At 35.2% G+C, this 24622-nt stretch carries 18 protein-coding genes; 13 read left to right on the top strand and 5 right to left on the bottom strand.

Features of this window, described 5'->3' with window-relative positions:
• The first annotated feature begins 23 nt into the window (after window positions 1–23).
• The 5 genes from GQ589_RS04705 (at window position 24) to mmuM (ending at window position 7054) form a co-directional block, all read left to right on the top strand.
• On the top strand, window positions 24–1310 hold the full coding sequence (locus tag GQ589_RS04705) for a DUF945 family protein (RefSeq protein ID WP_160424874.1): 1287 nt from the start codon (window positions 24–26) through the stop codon (window positions 1308–1310).
• A gap of 150 nt (window positions 1311–1460) precedes the next feature.
• Window positions 1461–2945: a DUF945 family protein gene (locus GQ589_RS04700; RefSeq protein ID WP_160424872.1), complete on the top strand. Its 1485-nt coding sequence runs from the start codon at window positions 1461–1463 to the stop codon at window positions 2943–2945.
• Window positions 2946–3143: 198 nt separating this feature from the next.
• Window positions 3144–4697: a DUF945 family protein gene (locus GQ589_RS04695; protein ID WP_160424870.1), complete on the top strand. Its 1554-nt coding sequence runs from the start codon at window positions 3144–3146 to the stop codon at window positions 4695–4697.
• A 22-nt stretch (window positions 4698–4719) separates the two neighbouring features.
• Window positions 4720–6123, top strand: coding sequence for an S-methylmethionine permease (mmuP, locus tag GQ589_RS04690; protein ID WP_160424868.1), 1404 nt, complete (start codon window positions 4720–4722; stop codon window positions 6121–6123).
• Entirely contained in the window at window positions 6116–7054 is a 939-nt protein-coding gene (mmuM, locus tag GQ589_RS04685) for a homocysteine S-methyltransferase (protein ID WP_370516473.1), read from the top strand. Before mmuP ends, mmuM begins: the two co-directional genes overlap by 8 nt.
• A 191-nt stretch (window positions 7055–7245) precedes the next feature.
• Here the strand turns inward: mmuM and guaB are convergent, their stop codons facing one another.
• The 3 genes from guaB to ubiG all read right to left on the bottom strand — a co-directional run bounded on the left by guaB (window position 7246) and on the right by ubiG (window position 11061).
• Window positions 7246–8712, bottom strand: a complete 1467-nt coding sequence (gene guaB, locus GQ589_RS04680) for an IMP dehydrogenase (RefSeq protein ID WP_160399931.1) — start codon at window positions 8710–8712, stop codon at window positions 7246–7248.
• Between the two features lie 206 nt (window positions 8713–8918).
• Complete coding sequence (gene gntT, locus GQ589_RS04675; RefSeq protein ID WP_337189478.1) at window positions 8919–10283, bottom strand: gluconate transporter; 1365 nt, start codon at window positions 10281–10283, stop codon at window positions 8919–8921.
• A 73-nt stretch (window positions 10284–10356) separates the two neighbouring features.
• The gene (ubiG, locus tag GQ589_RS04670; protein WP_160424866.1) at window positions 10357–11061 is read right to left on the bottom strand and encodes a bifunctional 2-polyprenyl-6-hydroxyphenol methylase/3-demethylubiquinol 3-O-methyltransferase UbiG; all 705 of its coding nucleotides are present in this window, start codon (window positions 11059–11061) and stop codon (window positions 10357–10359) included.
• A gap of 222 nt (window positions 11062–11283) precedes the next feature.
• Between ubiG and GQ589_RS04665 the strand changes: the two genes are divergently transcribed.
• From GQ589_RS04665 to GQ589_RS04630, 8 genes are all read left to right on the top strand, one after another.
• The gene (locus GQ589_RS04665; protein ID WP_202112459.1) at window positions 11284–12645 is read left to right on the top strand and encodes a sodium-dependent transporter; all 1362 of its coding nucleotides are present in this window, start codon (window positions 11284–11286) and stop codon (window positions 12643–12645) included.
• A 317-nt stretch (window positions 12646–12962) separates the two neighbouring features.
• Entirely contained in the window at window positions 12963–14837 is a 1875-nt protein-coding gene (htpG, locus tag GQ589_RS04660; protein ID WP_160424865.1) for a molecular chaperone HtpG, read from the top strand.
• 186 nt (window positions 14838–15023) lie between these two features.
• Window positions 15024–15866 (top strand): BglG family transcription antiterminator LicT, encoded by an 843-nt coding sequence (licT, locus tag GQ589_RS04655; protein WP_160424862.1) that lies wholly within the window; start codon window positions 15024–15026, stop codon window positions 15864–15866.
• Between the two features lie 193 nt (window positions 15867–16059).
• Complete coding sequence (locus GQ589_RS04650) at window positions 16060–17940, top strand: beta-glucoside-specific PTS transporter subunit IIABC (protein WP_160424860.1); 1881 nt, start codon at window positions 16060–16062, stop codon at window positions 17938–17940.
• A gap of 3 nt (window positions 17941–17943) precedes the next feature.
• Complete coding sequence (locus GQ589_RS04645; RefSeq protein ID WP_160424858.1) at window positions 17944–19335, top strand: glycoside hydrolase family 1 protein; 1392 nt, start codon at window positions 17944–17946, stop codon at window positions 19333–19335.
• Window positions 19336–19544: 209 nt separating this feature from the next.
• A complete protein-coding gene (locus GQ589_RS04640; protein ID WP_160411508.1) occupies window positions 19545–20876 on the top strand; it encodes an OprD family outer membrane porin in 1332 nt (443 codons plus the stop codon).
• A 13-nt stretch (window positions 20877–20889) separates the two neighbouring features.
• A complete protein-coding gene (locus GQ589_RS04635) occupies window positions 20890–21657 on the top strand; it encodes a histidine phosphatase family protein (RefSeq protein WP_160424856.1) in 768 nt (255 codons plus the stop codon).
• Between the two features lie 140 nt (window positions 21658–21797).
• Window positions 21798–22334 (top strand): methylated-DNA--[protein]-cysteine S-methyltransferase, encoded by a 537-nt coding sequence (locus GQ589_RS04630; RefSeq protein WP_160424855.1) that lies wholly within the window; start codon window positions 21798–21800, stop codon window positions 22332–22334.
• Between the two features lie 150 nt (window positions 22335–22484).
• On the opposite strand, the gene GQ589_RS04625 is transcribed toward GQ589_RS04630, so the two are convergent.
• Window positions 22485–23393: a lysine exporter LysO family protein gene (locus tag GQ589_RS04625; protein WP_160399941.1), complete on the bottom strand. Its 909-nt coding sequence runs from the start codon at window positions 23391–23393 to the stop codon at window positions 22485–22487.
• A 79-nt stretch (window positions 23394–23472) separates the two neighbouring features.
• Complete coding sequence (locus GQ589_RS04620; protein WP_237399187.1) at window positions 23473–24417, bottom strand: VirK/YbjX family protein; 945 nt, start codon at window positions 24415–24417, stop codon at window positions 23473–23475.
• Window positions 24418–24622 lie beyond the last annotated feature (205 nt).

Genomic DNA, 24622 nt, shown 5'->3' with positions numbered 1-24622 from the left:
AAAATACAAGTAAGAGAACAAGAATGAAAAAAACAACATTAGCTATAGGAATCGTAGCCATATTAGGAATTGCATATGTTGGAACAGCATGGCACACTGGTAACATAATTGAAAGCAATATTGACAACCAATTAGCGCTAATCACCAACAAAGCTAGCCAAGTTGAAGAAAATTTAACGTTTTCTATTACCAAAAGTCATTATGAAAAGGGTATCTTCTCAACTAAATTACACCTAACTGTAACCGTGTCAGAAAACAATTCGTTTTATGGCGAAGACGCCACCCCAACAACGCTATTTGATGACGATGTCACCATCCACCATGGTCCGTTTCCTATTGCAGCACTTGCAGAAGGAACATTTACTCCGCAAATGGCTTGGTTAGAATACGAAATGAGCGAACAAGTCAGCCCACAACTGTGGAAATTAGCCGGTAATCAGCCATTTATTACTGGGCATGTTGGTATGAGTTATGGCGAATATCTCACTGTTAAGTTGAAAAACAAAGCCATCGAGATCGGGCAAAACGAAGTCCCAATTCTCAATGGTACATTGTTTCTTGGCAAAGGTAGTTACACCTTTGGCGGGTATACGAGTGGTAAGGACATTAGCTCTAAAATAGATATCGATAAGTTCTCATTTAACCATTTCCAATTATTTAGAGCAGATCCTACTTTGGTGGTGGTCAACAAGTTCGTTATGAATCAAAATGTCGATTTAAATAGCGACACAAATACAGTCGAGGGGGCGTTTTCTAGTCATATTGATTCAATTACCTATGGTCAACACGATTTGGGAACCTTTTCATTAGATTTTGATTTCCAAGGATTTGATGAACAACTATTTAGCTATCAAATAGGTATGAATTACCCTGATTCTGACTTAGATGATACCGGCAAAAAACATAATATCAGATTTTCATTAAATAAATTCAATTGGAAAACACCTGCTGGCAATATTAATACTAGCTTTATGTTTGATGTTGATAGTGAAAAGAACACATATTCTAATGAAGATTACGATAAAATAAACGCATTTAGCTTAAAGCTAGAAGCACCATTTGACGTGTTAGCTACCTTATCAGCACAAATCTCCAACCCTAATATTGATGACATAACTTCACAAATTGCCGACGCAAAGGAAAATATACAATTAACGTCGAGATCTATAGCCGAGAGCTATCCATTTTTGACTTTAAATAAGGGTAAGATTGAAGGCATTTATTCTGATGTTAGTTTAACTAAGGATAGCGACGAAGTTAAGGTAAATAATACAACCGTATCAAAAGAAGAGTTTTTTGATGACCTATAAATAACCAATTTATTGTTAAAACTAATTCCACCTGTATGACTGGTGGAATTTAGCTTTTATTGCTACTTTTCATCATTATTTCCCAAAAAGCAAACTGATGAACATCAAGAACGATAATTTTAAATGTAATAAATAACCAAGAGAACAAGAATGAAAAAAACAACAATCGCTATAGGAATCGTTGCCGTATTAGGAATCGCTTACGTTGGTACGGCATGGCACACTGGTAACATAATTGAAAACAATATTGACAACCAATTAGCTCAAATCACAAACAAGGTTAACCAAATTCAAAACAATTTTATCTTTACAGTTGAAAAAAGTAATTACGACAAAGGTATATTGTCAACTAAAGTTCATTTAAAAGTTACAGCGTCACAAGAAGATACTTCTGAACAAATAAATACATCCAAAACCCTATTTGATGATGATATCACTATCCATCACGGTCCTTTTCCTGTTGCAGCTCTTGCCAAAGGAACATTTGCGCCACAAATGGCTTGGTTAGAGTATGAAATGACCGAACAAACCAGCCCAAAACTTTGGAAATTAGCAGAAAATCGACCATTTATTACTGGACATATGGGAATAAGTTATGGTCAATATATCACTGCCAAACTGGCAAGCAAAGCAATCGAAGTAGTGGATAAGGATATTGATATTGGTAAAGGTTATTTTACTTTTAGTAGCTATATTGATGGTACTGATATGAAGGCTAAATTACAATTAGACAAATTACCTCTTCTATCAGACGACATTATTAATGCTACATTTAGTGATTTAACTCTGTCATTAAAACCGCTTAACACTTCAGAAGAAGTAGATTATGAATTAAATATTGGTAATATCAGTACTAGCAAATACTCATCAACAGATTTTAATATTGATAACATCAAATCAACAGGTCACTTTAACTACAAAACTCAAAATGGCGATTTGCAAGGCAGTATCGATAAAATGACATTCGCATCTCCATCATCATATTCTCCAAATATCAAACCACTCATTTTTAATAACATTACTATGAATCAAAAAAATATCTTAAATGAGGCAACGAATATCATCGATAGTTCATGTCTTGCTAATATTGATTCAGTAATTTACGGTCAACAAAATTTAGGTAATATTGCGATCGATTTCAACTTTCAAAGTTTAAATAAATATTGGTTCAGTAACACATTTGATATGAAACATACAGATTTAACCGATACTAATCCAAAACAGAATGTCAAATTTTCACTTAATAAATTAAATTGGCACACAGCTGCAGGCGATATTAATATTAGCCTACTGTTAGATCTATTTGATATAAATAATTTGTCTCTTATTCAAGACAATTCCGAAAAAATTAACGCGTTAAAATTCAAGCTTGAAGCACCATTTGACGTCTTATCACGTATATCAGCACAAATAGAAAACCCTAACGATAACGATGTAACACAACAACAAATAACAAAAAATAATCAATCGATACAATTCGCAGCTGCAATGCTGACATATCAAATGCCATTTATAGTTTTAAGTAATGGAGAAACCGACGGCTTTTATTCAGATATTAGCCTAACTAAAGATAGTGATGATGTTGAAGTCAATGGTAAAACAATGTCAAAAGAGGAATTTTTAAATAATTTATAGCTGAACAATCAATTAACCTAACTAATTAGTCCGCCAGCCTTTACTGGCGGATATTCGTCAACGCAACTAAAAAAACAAATTGATAAAAATTCACATATTTTCCTTCAATAAAATAACTTAAAATAATCAAAAATTATCGCCTATAAGAAGCAAATCAATTAAAATTGTTAAAAATGCCCCAATAAAAGAGAGAAAACAATGAAAAAAGGTATAATTGCTATAGGTCTTATTGCAATATTAGGATACGTTGGTTCATCTTGGTATACAGGGAATATAATCAAACACAACATTGACAAAAAAATAGAACAAATTACACAAAAAATTGACAATGACCAAGATCTATTCAATGTAATAATTGAATATAGCGATTATCAACAATCGATTTTTTCAACAAAATTACACCTTACCGTAAAACTAGCATCAAAAAACTTGTTGATTGACGATACAAAAATGGTTTTTAATGATAACATCACCATTCACCATGGTCCATTTCCAATTACTGCTCTTGCAGAGGGAAAATTCGCCCCACAAATGGCATGGGTGGAATATGCAATGAGCGAAACACTATCGCCAGAACTTTGGCAACTAGCGGGTAATCAGCCATTTATTACCGCCAATATCGGCATAAACTATCGAGAAGATCTCACCATAAAATTAACTAATAAAGCGCTCAATCTTGTTGATTCAGATTCCGATGAAAATACTGAAATTTGGCGGTTTATTGGTGGTTCGTTAGAGGTCTCTGATGGTGATATTAATATTGAATTCAATAAGGATCTTTCTCAATTATATGCCCACGTGAATATCGATAAATTTATTTATAAAAACGATAAAGACGTCTCAAAACCGCAAGTCACCCTACAGAAATTTAATTTATCAGCCTACCCAAATTCAGACAAAACAGGAATACATTACAATCTCAACGCCGATAAAATGGCATTCGGCACTCACAATCACTATACCGAACCGCATATTACTTTTGATAATCTGAAATACCAAGGCGATATTTTTCATAAAACTGGTGCTATAATTCCGAATGAACACACTGAAATAGGCAAAATCACATTTGTAATTAATGCCTCTTCGGAATCCCTTTCAGATGATCAAAAGCTCATCATTAACAATTTAACGGTCGATCAAGAAAATACTTTCACTCCAACAAACAATACCGTTGATGGTTTATTAAAAGCCAATGCAGAATCATTATTACTCGGTTTGCCAAATTTGGGAAGCGCTAGTTTAGATATTAGTTACAAAAATATTCCTGTCTCGATACTATCTAATCATTTTGATCACACCGACTTTGATGATAAACAAACATCATTAAATCCCCAAATTTCACTAAATAAATTAAATTTAAAAACACCTGTAGGCGAAGTGAATGCCAACGCTTTTGTCACCCTATCAGGAATACGATCAAGACTAGAACGTTTTATGGTTGATATTGACAATATTGATAGTCTTAAACTAAACGTTGATGCACCTTTTAACGTATTGGCTTATACCGTAGCTCAACTAAAAAACCCAAAGAAAGAAGCACTAACACCTGACCAAATCGAAAAAGAGAGCTTATCAATAAAATCAATAACAAAAGATGAATTTAGCAAAATGCCTCTATTTACTTTTGAAAAAAATAACACTGAAGGAATCTATTCTGAGGTGGATTATGCTAAAGATAAACAAGAGGTCAAATTAAATGGCCAAACGTTGCAAAAGTCCGATTTTTTACAAAAAATCCTTAAAAATAATTAATACAAATTAAATAAAACAGACTATGAATACACAACAACCAAACTTATCAAACGAAAACCAATTCAAACGCACCATGAAAACGCGGCATCTTATTATGCTATCACTTGGTGGTGTTATTGGTACAGGTCTCTTTTTTAACACTGGCTATATTATTGCAACCGCAGGAGCCATTGGCACAATTATCGCCTATTTAATTGGCGCCTTAGTGGTCTACTTAGTCATGTTATGCCTTGGTGAACTGGCTGTCGCCATGCCTGAAACGGGAGCATTTCACACTTATGCCTCTCGATTTATCGGTCCAGCAACAGGCTACACGGTTGCGTGGTTGTATTGGTTAACTTGGACTGTCGCTCTCGGCTCAAGCATTACTGCAGCAGGCTTTTGTATGAAACATTGGTTTCCAAATACACCTATTTGGCTATGGTGTTCTATTTTTTGCGCAGTCATTTTTGCACTAAACATCATTACAGCACAGTTTTTTGCTGAAAGTGAGTTTTGGTTTTCGATCATTAAAGTGATCACCATTATCATCTTTATTATTGCTGGTGCGGCAGCTATTTTTGGCTTTATCCCCATGAAAAATAACATCCCTGCACCCTTTTTACACAATATCACCGATAATGGTTGGTTCCCTAATGGCATCACCCCGATTATTATGACGATGGTATCGGTCAATTTTGCCTTTTCAGGGACTGAACTTATAGGTATTGCCGCAGGTGAAACAAAAGAGCCAGAAAAGACAATCCCATTAGCCATTAAAACCACAATTTTACGGCTTATCATCTTTTTTATTGGCACCGTTTTTGTCTTAGCAGCATTATTGCCAATGGATCAAGCTGGCGTTATCGAAAGTCCTTTTGTGACCGTTTTTGAAAATATCGGTCTACCTTATGCGGCTGATTTTCTTAATTTTGTGATTTTAACCGCCATTTTATCGGCTGCAAATTCGGGACTTTATGCTTCTGGACGCATGTTGTGGTCGCTTTCTAATCAAGGAACATTACCTAAAAGCTTTAGCAAACTCACTAAAAAAGGTATCCCCGCATTTGCTATTCTGGTTAGTATGTTAGGAGGCTTATTAGCATTATTAACAAGTATTATTGCACCTGATACCGTCTTTGTTGCCTTAACCGCAATTTCAGGTTTTGCCGTGGTAGCCGTTTGGTTGAGTATTTGCGCCTCACACTACTTTTTTAGAAAACAGCTATCGGCAACGGAACTCAGTGCCTTAAAATATAAGGCACCGTTTTACCCGCTTGTGCCTATTTTAGGATTTATTTTGTGCTTAATTGCCTGCATTGGTTTAGCATTTGATCCTGAACAACGCATTGCACTCTATTGTGGTATTCCATTTGTAGTATTGTGTTTTATTGCACACCATTTTACCCAATCTAATCCAAAGCAGGCGGCACCAAATGATCAATAACAATCCTATTAATGAATTACTAAAGCAGAAAAAGCATATCATAATTGACGGTGCACTTGCGAGCGAGTTACAACGCCGTGGGTGCGATCTTAACGACAGTTTGTGGTCAGCAAAAGTATTAATAGAACAACCCGAACTGATTCGCCAAGTTCATTATGACTATTTTAGTGCTGGCGCAGATTGCGCCATTACCGCCAGTTATCAGGCCACACCATTAGGATTTGCTAAAAAGGGGATCACACTAGATCAATCCATCAAACTCATAAAAACCAGTGTCGAGCTTGCCAAGCAAGCGAAATGGCAATACCTTGATGAAACAAAACAAAATAAAACACTACTAATTGCTGGTTCAGTTGGTCCTTATGGTGCTTATCTTGCAAATGGTTCAGAATATACGGGGGATTATCAACTTTCTGAATCAGAATTTATTGATTTTCACTATGACCGCATCAAAGCATTGGTTGAAGCAAAAGTCGATCTACTCGCTTGCGAAACACTCCCCTCTTTTGCTGAAATCAAAGCTCTCACAAAGCTTCTTGAAAAATTTTCAACTATAACGAGCTGGTTTTCGTTAACATTAAAAGATGCCAATCATCTTAGCGACGGCACCCCACTATCTTTGGTTATCGAATATCTTAATCACTGCCAACAAGTGGTTAGTGTTGGTATTAACTGCATTGCCTTAGAAAGTGTTACCGCTGCGTTAGAATCGTTACAAAAACTCACGCAAAAACCACTGATTGTCTACCCCAATTCTGGAGAACAATACGATCCAAGCACCAAACAATGGCATAAAAATCATCATCACGATTGTACCTTTGCCAATCAATTACCTATCTGGACAAAACTAGGGGCTACGTTGATTGGTGGGTGCTGTCAAACAACACCAAACGACATTAACGAAATTGCAAGATTATTAAAAGATAGCTGAATCACTTAACATTTGGGCGTAGCAACCTATGATAATCAAATCATATTAATTAAAATCGTCCAAAACCTTACAATAAAAGATAACAAAAAAACAGTCAGGAAAGGTATTGATTTTATTGAAGTTTTTATTCTGTGGTTTTTATGTTAAATTGAAGATAATCAAAGAGATAGAAAGAGGGTTTCCCCTCTTTTTTATACTCCTGCTCTATAATTAGGTGGTTCTTTGGTAATAAGAACATCGTGAACGTGGCTTTCTTTCATACCTGCCCCCGTAATACGATAGAATTTAGAATTGGTTCTTAATTCATCAATCGTTGCACAACCTGTTAATCCCATACAAGATCTTAATCCTCCCATTTGTTGGTGGATAATCTCTTTTAATTGTCCTTTATAGGCAATACGCCCTTCTATACCTTCTGGCACGAGTTTATCTGCAGCGTTATCGGTTTGGAAATAGCGATCAGAAGATCCTTTAGCCATAGCACCAAGCGATCCCATTCCTCGGTATGATTTATAGGCTCGGCCTTGGAATAATTCAATTTCGCCAGGAGCTTCTTCAGTACCAGCAAACATAGAACCAACCATGACACAAGATGCACCTGCAGCAATCGCTTTAGCAATATCGCCAGAAAAACGAATTCCGCCATCAGCAATAACAGGAATGTTGTGTTTTTGCGCCACTTCAACTGCGTCCATAATAGCACTAATTTGTGGTACACCAACACCAGTAACAATACGAGTTGTACAAATAGAGCCAGGTCCAATTCCAACTTTAACAGCGCTAACACCAGCATCAATTAGGGCTTTAGCCCCTTCAGCTGTAGCTACATTACCACCAATAATCTGGAGATCTGGATAGGTGTTTCTTGCTTGTCGAATACGTTCAAGCACACCTTCTGAATGTCCGTGTGACGAGTCAATTAATAATACGTCAACACCAGCTTCAACTAATGCGGCAATGCGTTCTTCATTACCTGCTGCAGCACCAACAGCAGCGCCTACACGCAAACGACCTTTTTCATCTTTGCAGGCATTCGGTTTTTGTTCTGCTTTGTTATAGTCTTTGACAGTGATCATTCCTTTTAGATGGAATAGTGAATCAACAACAAGAACCTTCTCAACACGGTATTCGTGCATTTTTTGTAGTACAATTTCGCGTTGTTCACCTTCATTAACGGTAACCAAACGCTCTTTGGGTGTCATAACAGCAGTAACAGGTAAAGATAAGTCAGTGGCAAAACGTACATCACGAGCGGTAATAATACCAACAAGTTCTTGGCTTTCGGTCACAACAGGAAATCCAGCAAAACCATACTCTTTAGCCAATTCAATAACCTGCTCTATAGTAGCAGTTGGTAAAACAGATACGGGATCTTGTACAATGCCACTTTCGTGTTTTTTAACACGTCTTACGTGATTGGCTTGACTTTCAATTGACATATTTTTGTGTATAAAACCTATTCCACCTTCTTGCGCTAATGCAATAGCAAGATCTGATTCGGTGACAGTATCCATTGCTGCTGACAACATTGGAATATTGAGCTTTATAGTTTGAGTTAATTGAGTAGAGATATCAGCTGTATTAGGTAAGACCGTTGAGTGAGCTGGGACTAATAGCACGTCATCAAACGTGAGCGCTTCTTTAATTATGCGAGACATGACAATATTCACCATTGAGTTGAATTGTTGATAAAATATTGCTGGAGCATTCTATCTGCTTTTAATAAAAAAGACTAGCAAAATTTTATTTTTTATTCAAATAGAAAGCAAATAGACTAAAATAAATTAAAAATATAAATACATATAAAAAACCTCACCAGTTCCATAAAACCGATGAGGTAAAAAAACAAACAATTAATGCTTAATTAAATGAACATATTAATCAGTAAACACCCAACTAATCCACAAACAGAAATTATTGTTTCTAATAATGACCATGATTTCATTGTTTCAGTAATACTTAAATTGAAATACTCTTTAAACAACCAGAATCCTGGATCATTAACGTGTGAAAACACAACACTACCAGCGCCTGTAGCAATAACCATCAATTCTGGACTTACACCTGTTGATGCTATTAAAGGGAAAACAATGCCACCTGCAGTCAATGCCGCAACCGTTGCAGAACCAAGCGCAAGTCGAAGTAATGCGGCAATTAACCAAGCCATGACAATCGGGGAAACATTCGATGCATGCATCATTTGTTCAATGTAAATTTTTACACCACTATCAACAAGTACCTGTTTAAATGCACCACCACCGCCAATAATCAATAACATCATGGCAATAATTTTAATTGAATCAACCAAAGTCCCATTAACTTCAGCCATAGAGCGCCCGCGTAAAATACCAAAGGTAAATACCGCAACTAATACTGAAATTAAAGTAGCTATAACAGGATCACCCAGAAATTCGACATAAGGTAACACTGCATGTCCTTTATCTAAAGTCATATCGCAAACTGCACGAATAGACATTAAAATAACTGGAATTAAAGCAGTAAAAACACTTACAGCAAAACTTGGCATTTGATCATCAGTGAATTTTTTAGAATTATATAAACCTTCTTCAATTGGATGATTAATTGCACGAATAAATGGTAATCCCGCTAATACCGGTCCGGCTAAAATGACTGTTGGGATGGCGATGATAGTACCATAAAGTAAAGTTCTTCCCATATCGGCTTTAAAAATTTCAGCAATCGCAGTCGGTCCGGGATGCGGAGGTAAAAAGCCATGCGTAACAGACAATGCAGCAGCCATTGGGATACCAACATATAAAGGAGATATTCGTAATGTTGCAGCAATGGTTAGCACTAATGGTAATAATAAAACAAAACCAACTTCATAAAAAAGTGCAAAACCAACAATAAATCCAGTAAGCGTCACTGCCCACTGGATCTTTTTGTCACCAAATGTTTCAATAAGCGTTGTTGCGATACGTTGAGCACCACCACAATCAGCTAGTAATTTTCCTAGCATTGCACCAAAGCCCATAATTAAGGCTAAACTACCAAGCGTACCTCCTACTCCATTTTTAATTGATTTTACGACATCCATAATTGGCATCCCTTCCATTACACCAACACTAAGTGCAACTAGAATTAGTGCAATAAATCCATTAATTCGGAGTGGTAACATCAAAATAAGTAGCAGAGCTACACCTATAGCAATTATGATTAACGGCATAAATAGTTCCTCTAAAATAAAAATCCGTGTTATCGGTAACATGTAAAATTATAGAGGAATTTTAAAAAAATACTGAATAAAATATCGAAATTGAGAATTAGATCACATTTTTAAACTAAACTCTATTTTTTGCCATTACTATATAATTTATATCGACATTTGAACTTAGCTTGAATTGATTTTTAAATAAATGATATTCCATACCAACAATACCTTCCACATCTAATTTTGCTTGTTCAATGAGTGTCATTAATTCTGATGGACGAATAAAACGGTTAAAGTCGTGCGTACCTTTAGGCACTAAGCGAGCAATATATTCAGCCCCATAAATTAATAATAATTTGGCTTTATGATTGCGATTAATGGTCGATAAAAATAGTTTTCCATCAGGTTTAAGTAATGTTGCGCAAGCTTGTATGATTGAAAACGGATCTGGTACATGTTCTAATAATTCCATACAGGTAATCACATCATAATGCGCTGGGTATTCCTGTGCATGTTCTTCAACTGTTTGTTTCTGATAATTAATCGTAAGACCATTTTGCTCAGCATGCATTTTAGCAACCGCAAGCGACTCTTCAGCAAGATCAATAGCGGTAACATTTGCCCCCAATTTAGCTAGGCTCTCAGACAATATCCCGCCACCACACCCCACGTCTAAAACGATTTGGTTAGTTAATGAACCGCATTTTTGTTGTATATAATCCACTCGCAATGGATTGATTATATGTAGTGGTTTGCATTTGCCATTTGGATTCCACCAATCGGCGGCAAGTTGTGAAAATTTATCAATTTCGTTTTGGTCAATGTTTTGCGACATGGTTATTCTTTTATATCATTAAAAATCTAAGTTTAACTATATGCTATGTGATTACTTTTATCAATCAATAGTCAAATATTGTCTATTTTTTTGAGTATAGATGACTCATTAAGTTAATGAATTCTTGTTTATGAATTTATTTCGTGGCATGATTAAAAGTTCACTTATAAAAGACGCACTTTTTTCACAATGCTGAATTAAACTAATTAAAGGAAAATATTAATGAGTACGGGTACTATGAAAAAAAGCCACTCTCAATGGAGCTCACGCATGGGGTTTATGCTAGCTGCGGCGGGTTCTGCTGTGGGATTGGGTAACATTTGGAAATTCCCTTATATGGCAGGACAAATGGGTGGTTCTGCATTTGTACTAACCTATTTGCTATTTATGTTTGTTATTGGGTTACCAATTTTAGTTTTAGAATGGTTAATTGGTCGTCGTGGACAAAAAAATCCAATTCACACGATGGAAGACGTTGCCGCTTCAGAAGGTCATTCCAAGTCATGGCGTTGGGTCGGTATCATTGGTGTTGTTGGTTCATTTTTAATTTTATCGTTTTATAGTGTTATTGGTGGATGGGCGACTGATTACATTGTTTTAGCTGCACAAGGTTCTTTTGAAGGTGCAAATGGTGACATTACAGGGAAAATTTTCGAAAGCTTTCTCGGTAATGTAAACCACTTATTAACTTGGCATACTGTATTTATGGCCGTTACTGCATTTATTGTTGCAATGGGGGTTGGTGCTGGTTTAGAACGTGCCTGTAAGATTATGATGCCTGGGCTGGGAATTTTATTATTAGTATTAGTTGGTTATGCTGCCTATGTGAGTGGCCCCTCTTTTACTGCAGCCTTTAAATTTTTATTTACACCAGACTTTTCGGCCATTAATGGTACTGCTATGTTAGCAGCCTTAGGACATGCATTCTTTAGTCTATCTTTAGGTATGGGGATTATGATGGCATATGGGTCATACCTTGGAAAAGATGTCAATTTGCTATCTACAGCTTGTACAGTCGTAATTTTAGACGTCATTGTAGCAATGTTATCAGGCATGGCTATATTCCCACTCGTCTTTGCTAATGGTTTACAACCTGGTGAAGGTCCCGGTCTTATTTTTGTTACTTTACCTATTGCATTTGGTAATATGGCTGGTGGTACTATTTTAGGTGTATTATTCTTTATTTTCTTAACTTTTGCGGCATTAACCTCTTCTATCTCATTACTTGAACCAACCGTTGAATTATTGGAAGAAAAAACACCACTAGGAAGAAAATCAGCTACAATAGCAAGTAGCCTTGTTATTTGGGCTTTAGGCATAGCTTGTTTATTAGCATTTAATGAATGGGCTGAAGTAAAACTATTTGGTAAAAATCTTTTTGATTTACTTGATTACCTGACCAGTAAAATCATGTTACCACTTACAGGATTAGGTACTGTGGTATTTGGTGCTTGGATGATGAATCAAAAACGTATCCGTGAAGAATTAAATTTAAATGATTTTTGGTTTACTGTTTGGACGGTATTAACTCGTTATATTGTTCCTGTTGCGGTAATCATCATTTTGGTTTATGGGTTTTTATAAAAAACCTAAAGTTAATTTTTAGTTCAGATAAAAGCCTTGAGTTATCAAGGCTTTTTTTGCTCTCCACTTTACTTTTTAACAAAAAACGACCAAACAATGAATAAATTTACTTATTTGTATTGAAATTCCATTTTTTATTCCCATATAGCAGTACATCAATAAATCAAACCATTATGTTATTTTATTCAATTAATGCTAACTGATCGTGCACTAAGAAACGGTGCAAAATGATAAACGTTGTTATAACTTGTTATAACAAGTTCATTTTTATTGTTAGCATTGATTGGAATGACTAAATATAATAGAGGTACTAGTTAATGAGTAAACAAGGCACTGAAACTCGTGGATTTCAATCCGAAGTTAAACAAATTCTACATTTAATGATTCACTCTTTATATTCAAATAAAGAGATTTTTTTAAGAGAACTCATTTCGAATGCATCTGACGCTGCTGACAAACTCCGCTTCAAGGCATTAGAAAACCCAGACTTATATGCTGGCGATGGCGAACTTGGTGTGCGCATTTCAACCAATAAAGAAGCCGGCACCCTAACCATTACTGATAATGGTATTGGTATGACACGTGATGAAGTCATTGAAAACCTAGGTACAATTGCTAAATCGGGCACTAAGGCATTCTTAGAGTCTATTGGTAGTGATCAAGCTAAAGATAGTCAATTAATTGGTCAATTTGGTGTTGGTTTTTATTCCGCTTTTATTGTTGCAGATAAAGTCACAGTAAGAACCCGTGCAGCAACAGCAAAAGCTGACGAAGCGGTTATGTGGGAATCAGCCGGTGAAGGTGAATACACCATATCCGATGATAATAAAGAAACTCGTGGTACTGAAATCACTTTACACTTAAAAGAAGATGAAAAAGAGTTCCTAGATGATTGCTGTTTACGCTCTATTATTAGTAAATATTCTGATCACATTTCACTCCCAGTTGAAGTACAAACCACTGACAAAGAAAGCAAAGAAGTCAAATGGGAAAAAGTCAACAAAGCCCAAGCACTTTGGACACGCAGTAAATCAGAAGTGACTGACGAAGAATACAAAGAATTTTATAAACACCTATCACATGATTTTGCCGATCCATTAAGTTGGAGTCATAATCGTGTTGAAGGTAAACAAGAGTACACGAGTTTACTTTATATTCCATCAGAAGCACCTTGGGGTATGTGGAATCGTGATAATAAACACGGTTTAAAACTGTATGTACAACGTGTGTTTATTATGGATGACGCTGAACAATTTATGCCTAATTATTTACGTTTTGTAAAAGGCTTGATTGATTCAAACGATCTACCATTAAATGTATCACGCGAAATTCTACAAGATAATAAAATCACCCAAAATCTACGAAATGCGTGCACTAAACGTGTATTACAAATGCTAGAGAAACTGGCCAAGGATGACAAAGAACAATATCAACAGTTCTGGAGTGAGTTTGGTTTAGTATTAAAAGAAGGTCCTAGTGAAGACATTGCCAACCATGAAGCAATTGCTAAATTACTTCGTTTTGCGTCAACTCACACTGATAGCGATGCGCAAACTGTTTCGTTAGATGATTACATTAGCCGTATGCAAGAAGGTCAAGAAAAGATCTACTATATTACTGCTGGCAGCTATGATGCCGCTAAATATAGCCCTCATCTTGAGATATTCCGTAAAAAAGGCATTGAAGTATTATTGTTGTCCGATCGTATTGATGAATGGATGATGAGCCATTTAACTGAATTTGATGGCAAACAGTTCCAATCTATTAGTAAATCAGACGAATCAATCGAAAAACTTGCCGATCAAAACAGTGAAGATCAAAAGCAAGTTGAAAAAGAACTTGAACCTTTTATCGAACGAGTTAAAACAGCATTAGGTGATAAAGTAAAAGAGGTCAAATTAACGCATCGGTTAACTAATACACCAGCAATTGTCACCACTGCCACTGATGAAATGAGTACACAAATGGCTAAATTGCTTACAGCAGCAGGTCAGAAAGTACCGAAAATCAAATACACGTTTGAAATCAATCCAGATCATAAATTGGTTAAACGTATTGCCGATACGCAAGACCAAAGCGCATTTAACGATTGGGTTGAATTATTACTTGATCAGGCTTTACTTGCTGAAAAAGGCTCATTAAGCGATCCAAGCAAATTTATTCAAACCATGAATAAATTATTAGCGCAATAATAACGTTAAACAATAAAATATCGCCTCGATACGCTTTAGCCTATCGAGGCTTTTTATTATACTGATTATTTTTCAAATAAGTTATTAGGTAAAAGTTTGATATCTATCACACTTTTTTATATTTCTGCTTTCTATTTTCTCAATGAGATTGATAATAGCTAAATCTAAAAAATTAGATTAAGCAGAATGAAAGTTCATAAAATACTAAATAACAATGTTGTTGTTACTCTAGATAAAAAAGGTAAAGAGCTAATTCTTACTGGTCGGGGTATTGGCTTTAAAAAACGCGAAGGCGATTTAATTGATCTCAACCTTATTGAAAAAAAATTTTCACTGGATGATAAAGACACTGTATCAAAATTTGCCGAGTTACTGTCTCAGATCCCGCTTGAGGTGTTAACTACGTCTGAAATTATTATTAACCATGCAAAAAAATTTATTGAAGGCAATCTACAAGATAGTATCTATATTTCTTTAACGGATCATATTCATTCGGCTATTGAACGCCACAAACACGGTTTTGATGTACCTAATGGTTTTTTGTGGGAAATCAAAAAATTCTATCCTAAAGAGTTTAAAATTGGTTTATACGCTCTATCAGTCGTTAAAGAACGTTTAGGCATTGAACTACCAGAAGACGAAGCAGGCTTTATTACATTCCATATTATTAATGCACAACTTGATGGCACTATGCCTAATATTGTTAATATGACCAAAATCATGCGTGAAATACTCAATATTGTAAAATATCATTTTAACTTTGAATATGATGAAAATTGCTTATCTTATCAACGCTTTGTTACTCATTTAAAATTTTTTGCACACCGCATATTAAATCAACAATCGCAAACACAACAAGATGTTTCGTTATATGAAATCATTCGTCAAAAATATAAAAAATCCCACTTATGTACTAAACAAATCGATTTACATTTAATACAGCAATATCAACATCCGCTTTCTGATGATGAAAGTCTTTATTTAACCATTCATATTGAACGACTACGAACTGAACTTAAAAACTCATAATGTGAAGTAAATCACAATTTGATAATTATCCTTGTATAATGACTTATCTGTTTTTTTAAATTTATGCTAATCTAGGTAAACTAATAAGTGGATTGTTATTGTAAAGTTAAAATCTTTTACTTTGCAAGCAAAACCTAGATCCTCAAGCACTTGGGGATCTAGGTTTTTTTTTGTTAAAAAATAAGGATAAGGTATGAAAAACAAAGAACTTGCCGAATCAATTATTCAGCTCGTTGGCGGAAAGGACAATATTATCAGCTTAGTACATTGTGCTACTCGACTAAGGTTTGTTTTAAAAGATGATAATAAAGCTGATGCAGACACATTAAAAAAACGGGTCGGTGTAATCACTGTTGTACAAAGTGGTGGACAATTTCAGGTTGTTATTGGTAATAACGTTGCCGATGTATATAACGACATTATGCAATTGACAAATCTTAATGAAAGTAATCAATCATCCACCCAATCAGAAAAAAAATCAGGGATTTTTTCCAAATTGATTGATCTGGTTTCGAGTATCTTTATTCCTGCACTTGCGATACTTGTTGCTGGTGGGATTTTAAAAGGTCTGATCTCGTTATTACAAGTTATCAATATCATTGCCCCAAAAACACCAACTTATAATTTTCTCTTTGCCATTGCCGATGCTCCTTTTTATTACCTACCTATCATTTTAGGTTTTTGCGCCGTTAAAAAATTTGGTGGTAATCCCTATGTGGGTATGGCAATTGGTGGCGCATTAGTTCACCCCAATGTAGTTGGCATGATGAAAGGCGCATTAGAATTGCAAACTGAATTCTTTTCTATTCCAATTAGCCTTATCCCTTATGCATCATCTGTCTTCCCTATTATTTTAGCGAGTTGGATCTATTCAATATTAGAACGTAATTTTAATAAAATACTTCATGATTCATTTAAAAAATTTATTTCACCATTACTCAGTATATTAATTACTGTGCCATTAACATTTGCTGTTATTGGACCAATAGTCTCACTATTAAGTGATATCGTCGCTTCAGGCATTATCTATGTCTATCAATTAAATCCAATTATCGCGTCTATGATTTTAGCAGCAGTTTGGCAAATTATGGTAATTTTTGGTGTTCATTGGGGATTAGTCCCATTTTCAATGAATAACTTAGCCCTTTATCATGAAGACTTTATGTTACCTATTTTATTACCAGCTGTCTTTGCTCAAACAGGCGCAGTATTAGCAGTAATGTTACGTTCTAAAGATAAACAATTTAAAGCATTAGCAAGCTCTTCTGTATTATCAGGTATTTTTGGTGTGACAGAACCCGCAATTTACGGCGTGAATTTACCATTAAAAAAACCATTTGTTATTGGTTGTTTGTCCGCCGCTATTGGTGGAGGGATTGTTGGGTATTATCACACTGTTACCTATTCTTTTGGCCTCATTAGTATATTCTCATTTTTACAATTAATTCCAACTGAGGGAATTGATGCAAGATTTTATGCTGTTGTCGCTGCAACAATTATTTCCTTTACTATTGCAACAATCATCACTTACTTCTTTGGTATGCCTAAAGATAAATCCAAAACGAATGAAATTGATAACTTACCTTCTAAAAATAAGGATACTGTAAATAAAACCACGATCTACAGTCCAATGACAGGCAAAGTCATCCCGCTAAACGAAGTCACTGACCCCACATTTGCCAGCGAATTAATGGGTAAAGGTATTGCTATTATTCCAACTATTGGCCAAGCTTTAGCGCCTGATGATGGTGAAGTTGTTTCACTGTTTAGAACAAAACACGCTATTGGTTTCCAAACTGATTCAGGTGCAGAAATACTTATTCATATCGGTATTGATACCGTTAAATTGGATGGTCAACATTTCGAAGCTCATGTAGAAACGGGTAGCAAAGTTAAAAAAGGCGATTTATTAGTGAGTTTTGACATCGATGCAATCAAGCAAGCTGGATTTGAAATAATCACACCGATAATCATAACAAATACTGATAATTATCAAGATATAGAATGTATTTTTAAACAAGACACAATTGAAAATGGTGATGCTTTATTAGCGTTATCTCAAAATAAGGAGTAAAACATGTCAACACAATTTCCTAATGATTTTTTTTGGGGCGGAGCTATTGCCGCCAATCAGGTTGAAGGCGCTTATCAAGAAGGTGGTAAAGGATTATCCACATCAGACTGCACGCCAAACGGCTTATTTGGCGATATTATTGATCGAAATAAACATGATATTGCCAGCATAAAAGATAATGCGATTGATTTTTACCATCGCTATCCAGAAGACATTGCTCTATTTGCCGAAATGGGCTTTACATGCCTTCGAACATCAATTGCTTGGACACGAATTTTCCCTAATGGTGATGAACAACAACCAAACGAAGATGGTTTAGCTTTTTATGATAAGTTATTTGATGAAATGGCAAAACACAACATCACACCATTAGTAACATTATCGCATTATGAAATGCCCTATTCATTAGTCACACAATATGGTGGTTGGGGTAATCGTAAAGTCATTGAATTCTTTACCCATTACGCTAAAACTGTATTTGAACGTTACAAAAATAAAGTCAAATACTGGTTAACATTTAACGAAATCAACATGTCATTACACGAACCTTTCACTGGTGTAGGGTTAGATAGAAACAGTACAAAGCAACAAATTTATCAAGCAATTCATCATCAACTAGTTGCCAGTAGCCGTGCTGTAAAATTATGTCATGACATGATTCCTGATGCCAAGATTGGTAATATGTTATTAGGTGCGGTAGCCTACCCATTAACACCAAAACCTGAAGATATTTGGGCCGCACACAATGAAAATCATGGTTGGTTATTCTTCGGTGATGTACAAGTTCGTGGTTATTATCCAACCTATATGAACCGATTCTTTAAAGAGCATAACATCAAACTAGAAATTACTGAACAAGATAAACACGATCTAAAAGAAACAGTCGACTTTGTTTCATTCAGTTATTACATGAGTTGCTGTGCAACTTCTGATGAATCTAAAAAAACTAAAGGTAACATTTTGGATATGGTACCTAACCCTTACCTTAAAGCATCTGAATGGGGATGGCAGATCGATCCAATTGGGATCCGTTACCTACTTAATTTACTTTATGAACGTTATCAAAAACCATTATTTATTGTTGAAAATGGACTTGGTGCTAAAGATAAATTAGAAGCAGATGGCACGATTAATGACGATTACCGTATTAACTATATGAATGATCACCTAGTACAAATCCGAGAAGCCATTAATGATGGTGTTGAAGTTATGGGTTATACAAGCTGGGGACCAATCGACCTTATTAGTGCCTCAAAAGCCGAAGTAACCAAACGTTATGGCTTTATATATGTTGACCTAAACCAAGATGGTTCTGGCACATTAAATCGTTATAAAAAGAAAAGCTTCTATTGGTACCAATCAGTAATTTCATCTAGGGGTGAAAATTTAAAATAGTAATCTGATCTTAATAAAGGGGATTACCACAACTGATCCCCTATTATTCTAAAAAATGGTCAATACAGCGTAAACGAAATTGGCAATATGAAGTATGTGAATAAGGGTAAAGCCTCATTAGAAAAGTAAAAATATTATTTATACATAATGGAATTAACTAAATAAAAAATTCATTTTTAATGAATAAAAATAAGTTAGGAAACATAACAATGAAAATAAAATGTCTTACACTAGTATTGCTGGGCTTATCAAGCTATTCAACACTAGCAAATGAAATTACTCATAACTCATTTTTACATAATACTTTTTTTAAAGATTCTAAACTTGATTTTTCTACTCGTAATCATTGGAAATATTTAAAAGAAAATGCATCCCAACCTAAAGAAGTACACAGTGCTTGGGGGCAAGCATTTAGCTTTGATTACAAATCAGGTTACTTATTTGATACCATTGGTTTTGATGTCACCTATGACAACATAATAAAACTAGGCGCCAGTGATTACTTCGCAACTCGAAACCTACTTTATAATGATGGCAAAGGTTATGATAAGCACAACGCTCACGGTTTTAATAAATTTACTCAACGTTATGCCAAAATTAAAGTTGGTAACGAAGCGATTAATTTCAAAGGTAAAGCGGGTTGGCATAGTTTGAAAGATTTTGGGGTAATAAGCTCATCAAGACACCTTACTCGCAATAGTTATCTTGGTTATAGTGGTACGCTAAAATATGATGATATTTATTTCTCATTAGCTTATATCGATAGCACCCTACCCCGCGAATCAGCTAAAAAAGTACATTTTTTAACAGCCGATCGTAAAAAAGTTATCGATAACATATCCACAGCAGAAATCGCTTATAAGGATAAAAATCTCACTTTAGATTACGCCTATGGTGTTGCCAAAGATTACCTAAAACGCCACGTAATTGAGTTATCTTATAAACCAACACAAAAACTAATTTTAGGAGGGCAATTCTATGGAAGTTATGCTCTTGATAACTATGATGCCATGAAACAAAACAAAAAAGAGTTTGAAGATCACGCATGGCACTATGCAACCGATATAGAATGGAAAGAACAAGACTGGAGTATGAAATTTGGTCTTGCCTACACTGATGCCAACAAACATAACGCTATCGGATATTATAATCGACATTTAGGTAAAAATACTCGTGCTCGTTTTAACGGTCTTGCAGCTGCTGGTGCAGATTATTTACGCGATGGTGAACTTGTTTTTACTAGCGTATTGACTTACGACTTTATCAAAGACAATAGTACTGGACTATATATGAGCTATGGTAAGTTTAATTACAAACACGAAACATTAAAAAATGGTGAAATAAATGTTTTCAACATATGGAAACCAACCAGTGGCGTATTTAAAAACCTATCGATTTTATCTAAAGTAGGTTATGGCTGGTCTTACAAAACAGTCAGCGCTTCGGATCTTACTCCAAGACTTGATAATCACGGAAAATCTCAACGTTCACCTTCGCTTTCAGCAGAAACGGTTATTGATTACCGATTTAACTTGTTATAAATAAGGACACAATATGAAAAAATTTATTATATTAATCAGCTCATTAATTATCACTATCTCAACCGTATCGCAAGCCTTTGCTGATGATGTTTACCTTTACGTCACTCGGCATGGTAAAACGATGTTTAATAATGTACATCGAGCCCAAGGTTGGTCGGATACACCACTCACTAAACCAGGAGTTGAAGTTGCCGAGCAACTTGGTCGTGGTCTAAAAGATGTCAAATTTATTGCCGCTTATTCAAGCGACTTAGGGCGAGCACGGCAAACCGCTCGTGTTGTTTTAGAAGCAAAAGGCGATACAACCATTAATATCAACGAAATGGATGGCTTGCGCGAAACTTGTTTTGGTGAATATGAAGGCGATCTTGATCCAAACATGTGGACGCCTGCTGCGCAACATTTAGGTTATACTTCTGACAAAGAACTAATGGCTGATGTTGCAAAAGGAAAAGTTAACCTTAAAAAAATGATGGATGCCATTGCGGCTGTAGAAAAATCAGGCGAAGCTGAAGATTACAATAAAGTAAAAACACGTATGCAAGCCTCGTTAAAAGCGATTGCTGAATCAGCAAAAGCACAAGGTGGTGGTAATGTTTTAGTGGTATCACATGGCATTGCTATCATGGCGATGGTTGAAGAGTGGTTAGATAAACCAGTGACAGAATGGCTTGGTAATGCAAGTGTCACCAAAATTCGTTATACAGATGATGGAAAATTCATTGTCGAAAGTTTAGGTGATATGAGTTATGTCGAAAAAGGCAAAAATCAATCTAAATAATCTAACAATATATGGCTCAACAACGAGCCATATTCCTCACTTTCCCGCATTTATACGAAATATTAATCAATAAATTGATGGCAATTATCATCATAAACAAGCATAATTTTGCATCGTAATCATACAAATATAAGGTAAATATGTTTTATTTATGCAACTATTCATCCCCAATGGGATTAATTACTCTAGCTAGCCAACAAAATAAGCTTGTTGGCGCTTGGATTGAAGGCGAAAAATATTTTGGTCATACAATCAATAAACAAACGGAACAAAACCCAAATTTACCAATTTTTAACTCAACAAAAAAATGGCTTGATGATTATTTTTCAGGAAAAAAACCGAATCTATACCAATTAGAACTGGCCCCTATCGGTACACCTTTTAGGCTTTTAGTATGGGAAATTTTATGTAAAATCCCCTATGGCAAAGTCATTACTTATGGGGATATTGCCAAACAAATAGCATTAAAAACAAATAAAATAAGTATGTCTAGCCAAGCAGTGGGTGGAGCGGTTGGGCATAACCCGATATCCATTATCATCCCTTGCCACCGTGTTATTGGCACTAACGGTAATTTAACAGGTTATGCTGGTGGAATAGATAAAAAAATCAAACTGCTACAACATGAAGGGATCGACACCACACCATTTTTTGTGCCTAAAAATGAGCGTATATAAACCATCAATCAGCACAAAAACGGCCAAAAAATCGGTCAGGAAAGGTATTGATTTTATTAAAGTTTTTTAAATCACAAAACGCACAATATACTAAAAATAATCATAATAATGTATATAATGCGATTTAGTTAGCGGTTATCTGAATGGTTACTAAAACCCACCATAATTAAATAGCGTAATCAATACCGGCATAATCAACGTCAATAAAAAACCTTGAGCAATAGCGGCAGGTACAATGGCTATTCCGCCACCTTTTTGTAGCATGGGTAATGTAAAATCCATTGATGTTGCACCGCACAGTCCTAATGTGGTTAATTGGTAGCGTTTAATTAGTGTTGGAATTAAGATAATTGCACATAACTCACGCAAAATATCATTTAAAAACGTCGCACTACCAATAATGGGTCCATGGGCTTCGGTCATTAAAATACCCGATAATGAATACCAACCGAACCCCGATGACATTGCAAGACCAACACGCGCAGGTAAATTTAGAATAAATGAGGCAATAACTCCACCTAAAAAGGCACTTATCATAACTAATAGTGTTGTTGTTATGCCTATTTTGTTAAGTAGAATATGTTTGATTGAAATATTATTACCGCGTAATTGTATTCCGACTAAAAACAATAAAAAAACCAACACAACTTGGGTGGTAATTTCGGCGTATTGCCAGATAAACAAAGGAAATAATCCACAAACAAACCCAAGAATTAATGCAATACAAACGCGCAATGACTCAAAAATCATTTTAAAACGTGATTCATAGGTTTGATTTACTTTAACTGTTTTAGCCGGAGAACAGTAATCAAAAATAAGTAAAACGACAAAATTGCCACCAAATGTACAAACAAACAAAACACTGGAGTAGCATAAAATAGTTCGCAAATTAGTGGTTAAATTATCTAAATGAGCAAGTTCAGATCCCATAATAAATAAAATAAAGTAAACCAACCAGCTTAACGTTTGGTTAATTTTGGTCATCCAATTATCATTTTTAATCTTAATTAAGTACCCAATAAACAATGGTACTAACGCAATAAGAATACCAAAATACATATTTTATTCCTTACTATTCCTGACTATTATTTTTAAACTATTGGATCGAGTTTATGTTTTAAAATGTTATTGCTAATCATTACGTTAATGATGCCAATTTTTGCTCAATATTAACTTGAAGTTGATCCAATAAAGCGTAACGGTTTCGGTATTCTGAACGTTTTTTACTGGCGATTTCTTCAATAGATTTTCGATTAATTTGACTGGGTAATATAAATAAACCATTAGCATCTTGTTTGCTATCAAGTGTTAACCAAAAATCATCATAATCAGACAAAATACGCTCCTGACGACTGTTATAACGCCAGTTGTTATAGATGTGGGTTTTATTGCCTACAGCAACAATTTGCGTTAATTGGTAATAACGAGCAATTGTTAGTGCGGCTTCGACCGCAATGCGTTTAGGAAACAACCCATAGCACGCTTTAGTCGCTTTTTGCACACGTGTACGCGCATCATCATGCCCTGTGCCTTGTAAACCAGCAATAAACAGTGTTGGCTTGCCTTGATATTCAACGATTGAAAACGTCAAAGTGGCTAAATCAATGCCATCATTATCATAAAAATAAAGGCTGACTTCGCCCTCTCTTGCAAACTTATTGCGTGCTTGCACTGCGATTTGGATATTTTGTTCATTTTTAACCGCTACATCCGCCAATACAAAAGACAATTGTGGATTATAAAATGCTTTAGTTACACTTTCAGGTTGTTTGGCTAAAAAATCATAGTGATACGCCAAAGCAGCATAACGCGCTTTTTGGCTTAGGCAAGAAGCTAAATAAGGACGCTGTAATTTACATGGCAAATTTGTTTGACACGAAAAATAATCGCCAAGTAGTGGGTACTGTCTTAATTTATCAAGCCATTTTAGGGTAATTGGGCTTAAAAATAAGGTTCTGAAAAAAAACTTATAACGATAAGTCGGATTAAGCCATAATTCGTTTAGCGGTAATTTACCGGTATAAAGCCAGTTAAAGAGTTGCCATTTACTTTTTGGCCGAGACATATTCGTAATATTATTCATAAGTAGAAATTAAAATCGAGTTAGTTATTCTGTCAATTACAAGGTGATTAAATCAATACGCATTGAAATTTATAATCAGCCATAAAAAAATCAAACAATAAGAGTACAACACAACCTCAGTTGGCGCAACTGTTCCTGCGATTATGTAAGATTAAATTAAATGAAAATAAAAAACGGTGAACTAGTCACCGTTTTTAAGCAATAA

Source organism: Gilliamella sp. Pas-s27 (genome assembly GCF_009795865.1).
GTDB lineage: Bacteria > Pseudomonadota > Gammaproteobacteria > Enterobacterales > Orbaceae > Gilliamella.
The sequence above is the reverse complement of the archived record's forward strand: the minus strand, read 5'-3'. Positions and strand labels throughout refer to the sequence as shown.

Coding starts and splice junctions, on each gene's coding strand:
- GQ589_RS04705 (WP_160424874.1), top strand. CDS start 24: ATGAAAAAAACAACATTAGCTATAGGAATCGTAGCCATATTAGGAATT.
- GQ589_RS04700 (WP_160424872.1), top strand. CDS start 1,461: ATGAAAAAAACAACAATCGCTATAGGAATCGTTGCCGTATTAGGAATC.
- GQ589_RS04695 (WP_160424870.1), top strand. CDS start 3,144: ATGAAAAAAGGTATAATTGCTATAGGTCTTATTGCAATATTAGGATAC.
- mmuP (WP_160424868.1), top strand. CDS start 4,720: ATGAATACACAACAACCAAACTTATCAAACGAAAACCAATTCAAACGC.
- guaB (WP_160399931.1), bottom strand. CDS start 8,712: ATGTCTCGCATAATTAAAGAAGCGCTCACGTTTGATGACGTGCTATTA.
- gntT (WP_337189478.1), bottom strand. CDS start 10,283: ATGTTACCGATAACACGGATTTTTATTTTAGAGGAACTATTTATGCCG.
- ubiG (WP_160424866.1), bottom strand. CDS start 11,061: ATGTCGCAAAACATTGACCAAAACGAAATTGATAAATTTTCACAACTT.
- GQ589_RS04665 (WP_202112459.1), top strand. CDS start 11,284: ATGAGTACGGGTACTATGAAAAAAAGCCACTCTCAATGGAGCTCACGC.
- htpG (WP_160424865.1), top strand. CDS start 12,963: ATGAGTAAACAAGGCACTGAAACTCGTGGATTTCAATCCGAAGTTAAA.
- licT (WP_160424862.1), top strand. CDS start 15,024: ATGAAAGTTCATAAAATACTAAATAACAATGTTGTTGTTACTCTAGAT.
- GQ589_RS04650 (WP_160424860.1), top strand. CDS start 16,060: ATGAAAAACAAAGAACTTGCCGAATCAATTATTCAGCTCGTTGGCGGA.
- GQ589_RS04645 (WP_160424858.1), top strand. CDS start 17,944: ATGTCAACACAATTTCCTAATGATTTTTTTTGGGGCGGAGCTATTGCC.
- GQ589_RS04640 (WP_160411508.1), top strand. CDS start 19,545: ATGAAAATAAAATGTCTTACACTAGTATTGCTGGGCTTATCAAGCTAT.
- GQ589_RS04635 (WP_160424856.1), top strand. CDS start 20,890: ATGAAAAAATTTATTATATTAATCAGCTCATTAATTATCACTATCTCA.
- GQ589_RS04630 (WP_160424855.1), top strand. CDS start 21,798: ATGTTTTATTTATGCAACTATTCATCCCCAATGGGATTAATTACTCTA.
- GQ589_RS04625 (WP_160399941.1), bottom strand. CDS start 23,393: ATGTATTTTGGTATTCTTATTGCGTTAGTACCATTGTTTATTGGGTAC.
- GQ589_RS04620 (WP_237399187.1), bottom strand. CDS start 24,417: ATGAATAATATTACGAATATGTCTCGGCCAAAAAGTAAATGGCAACTC.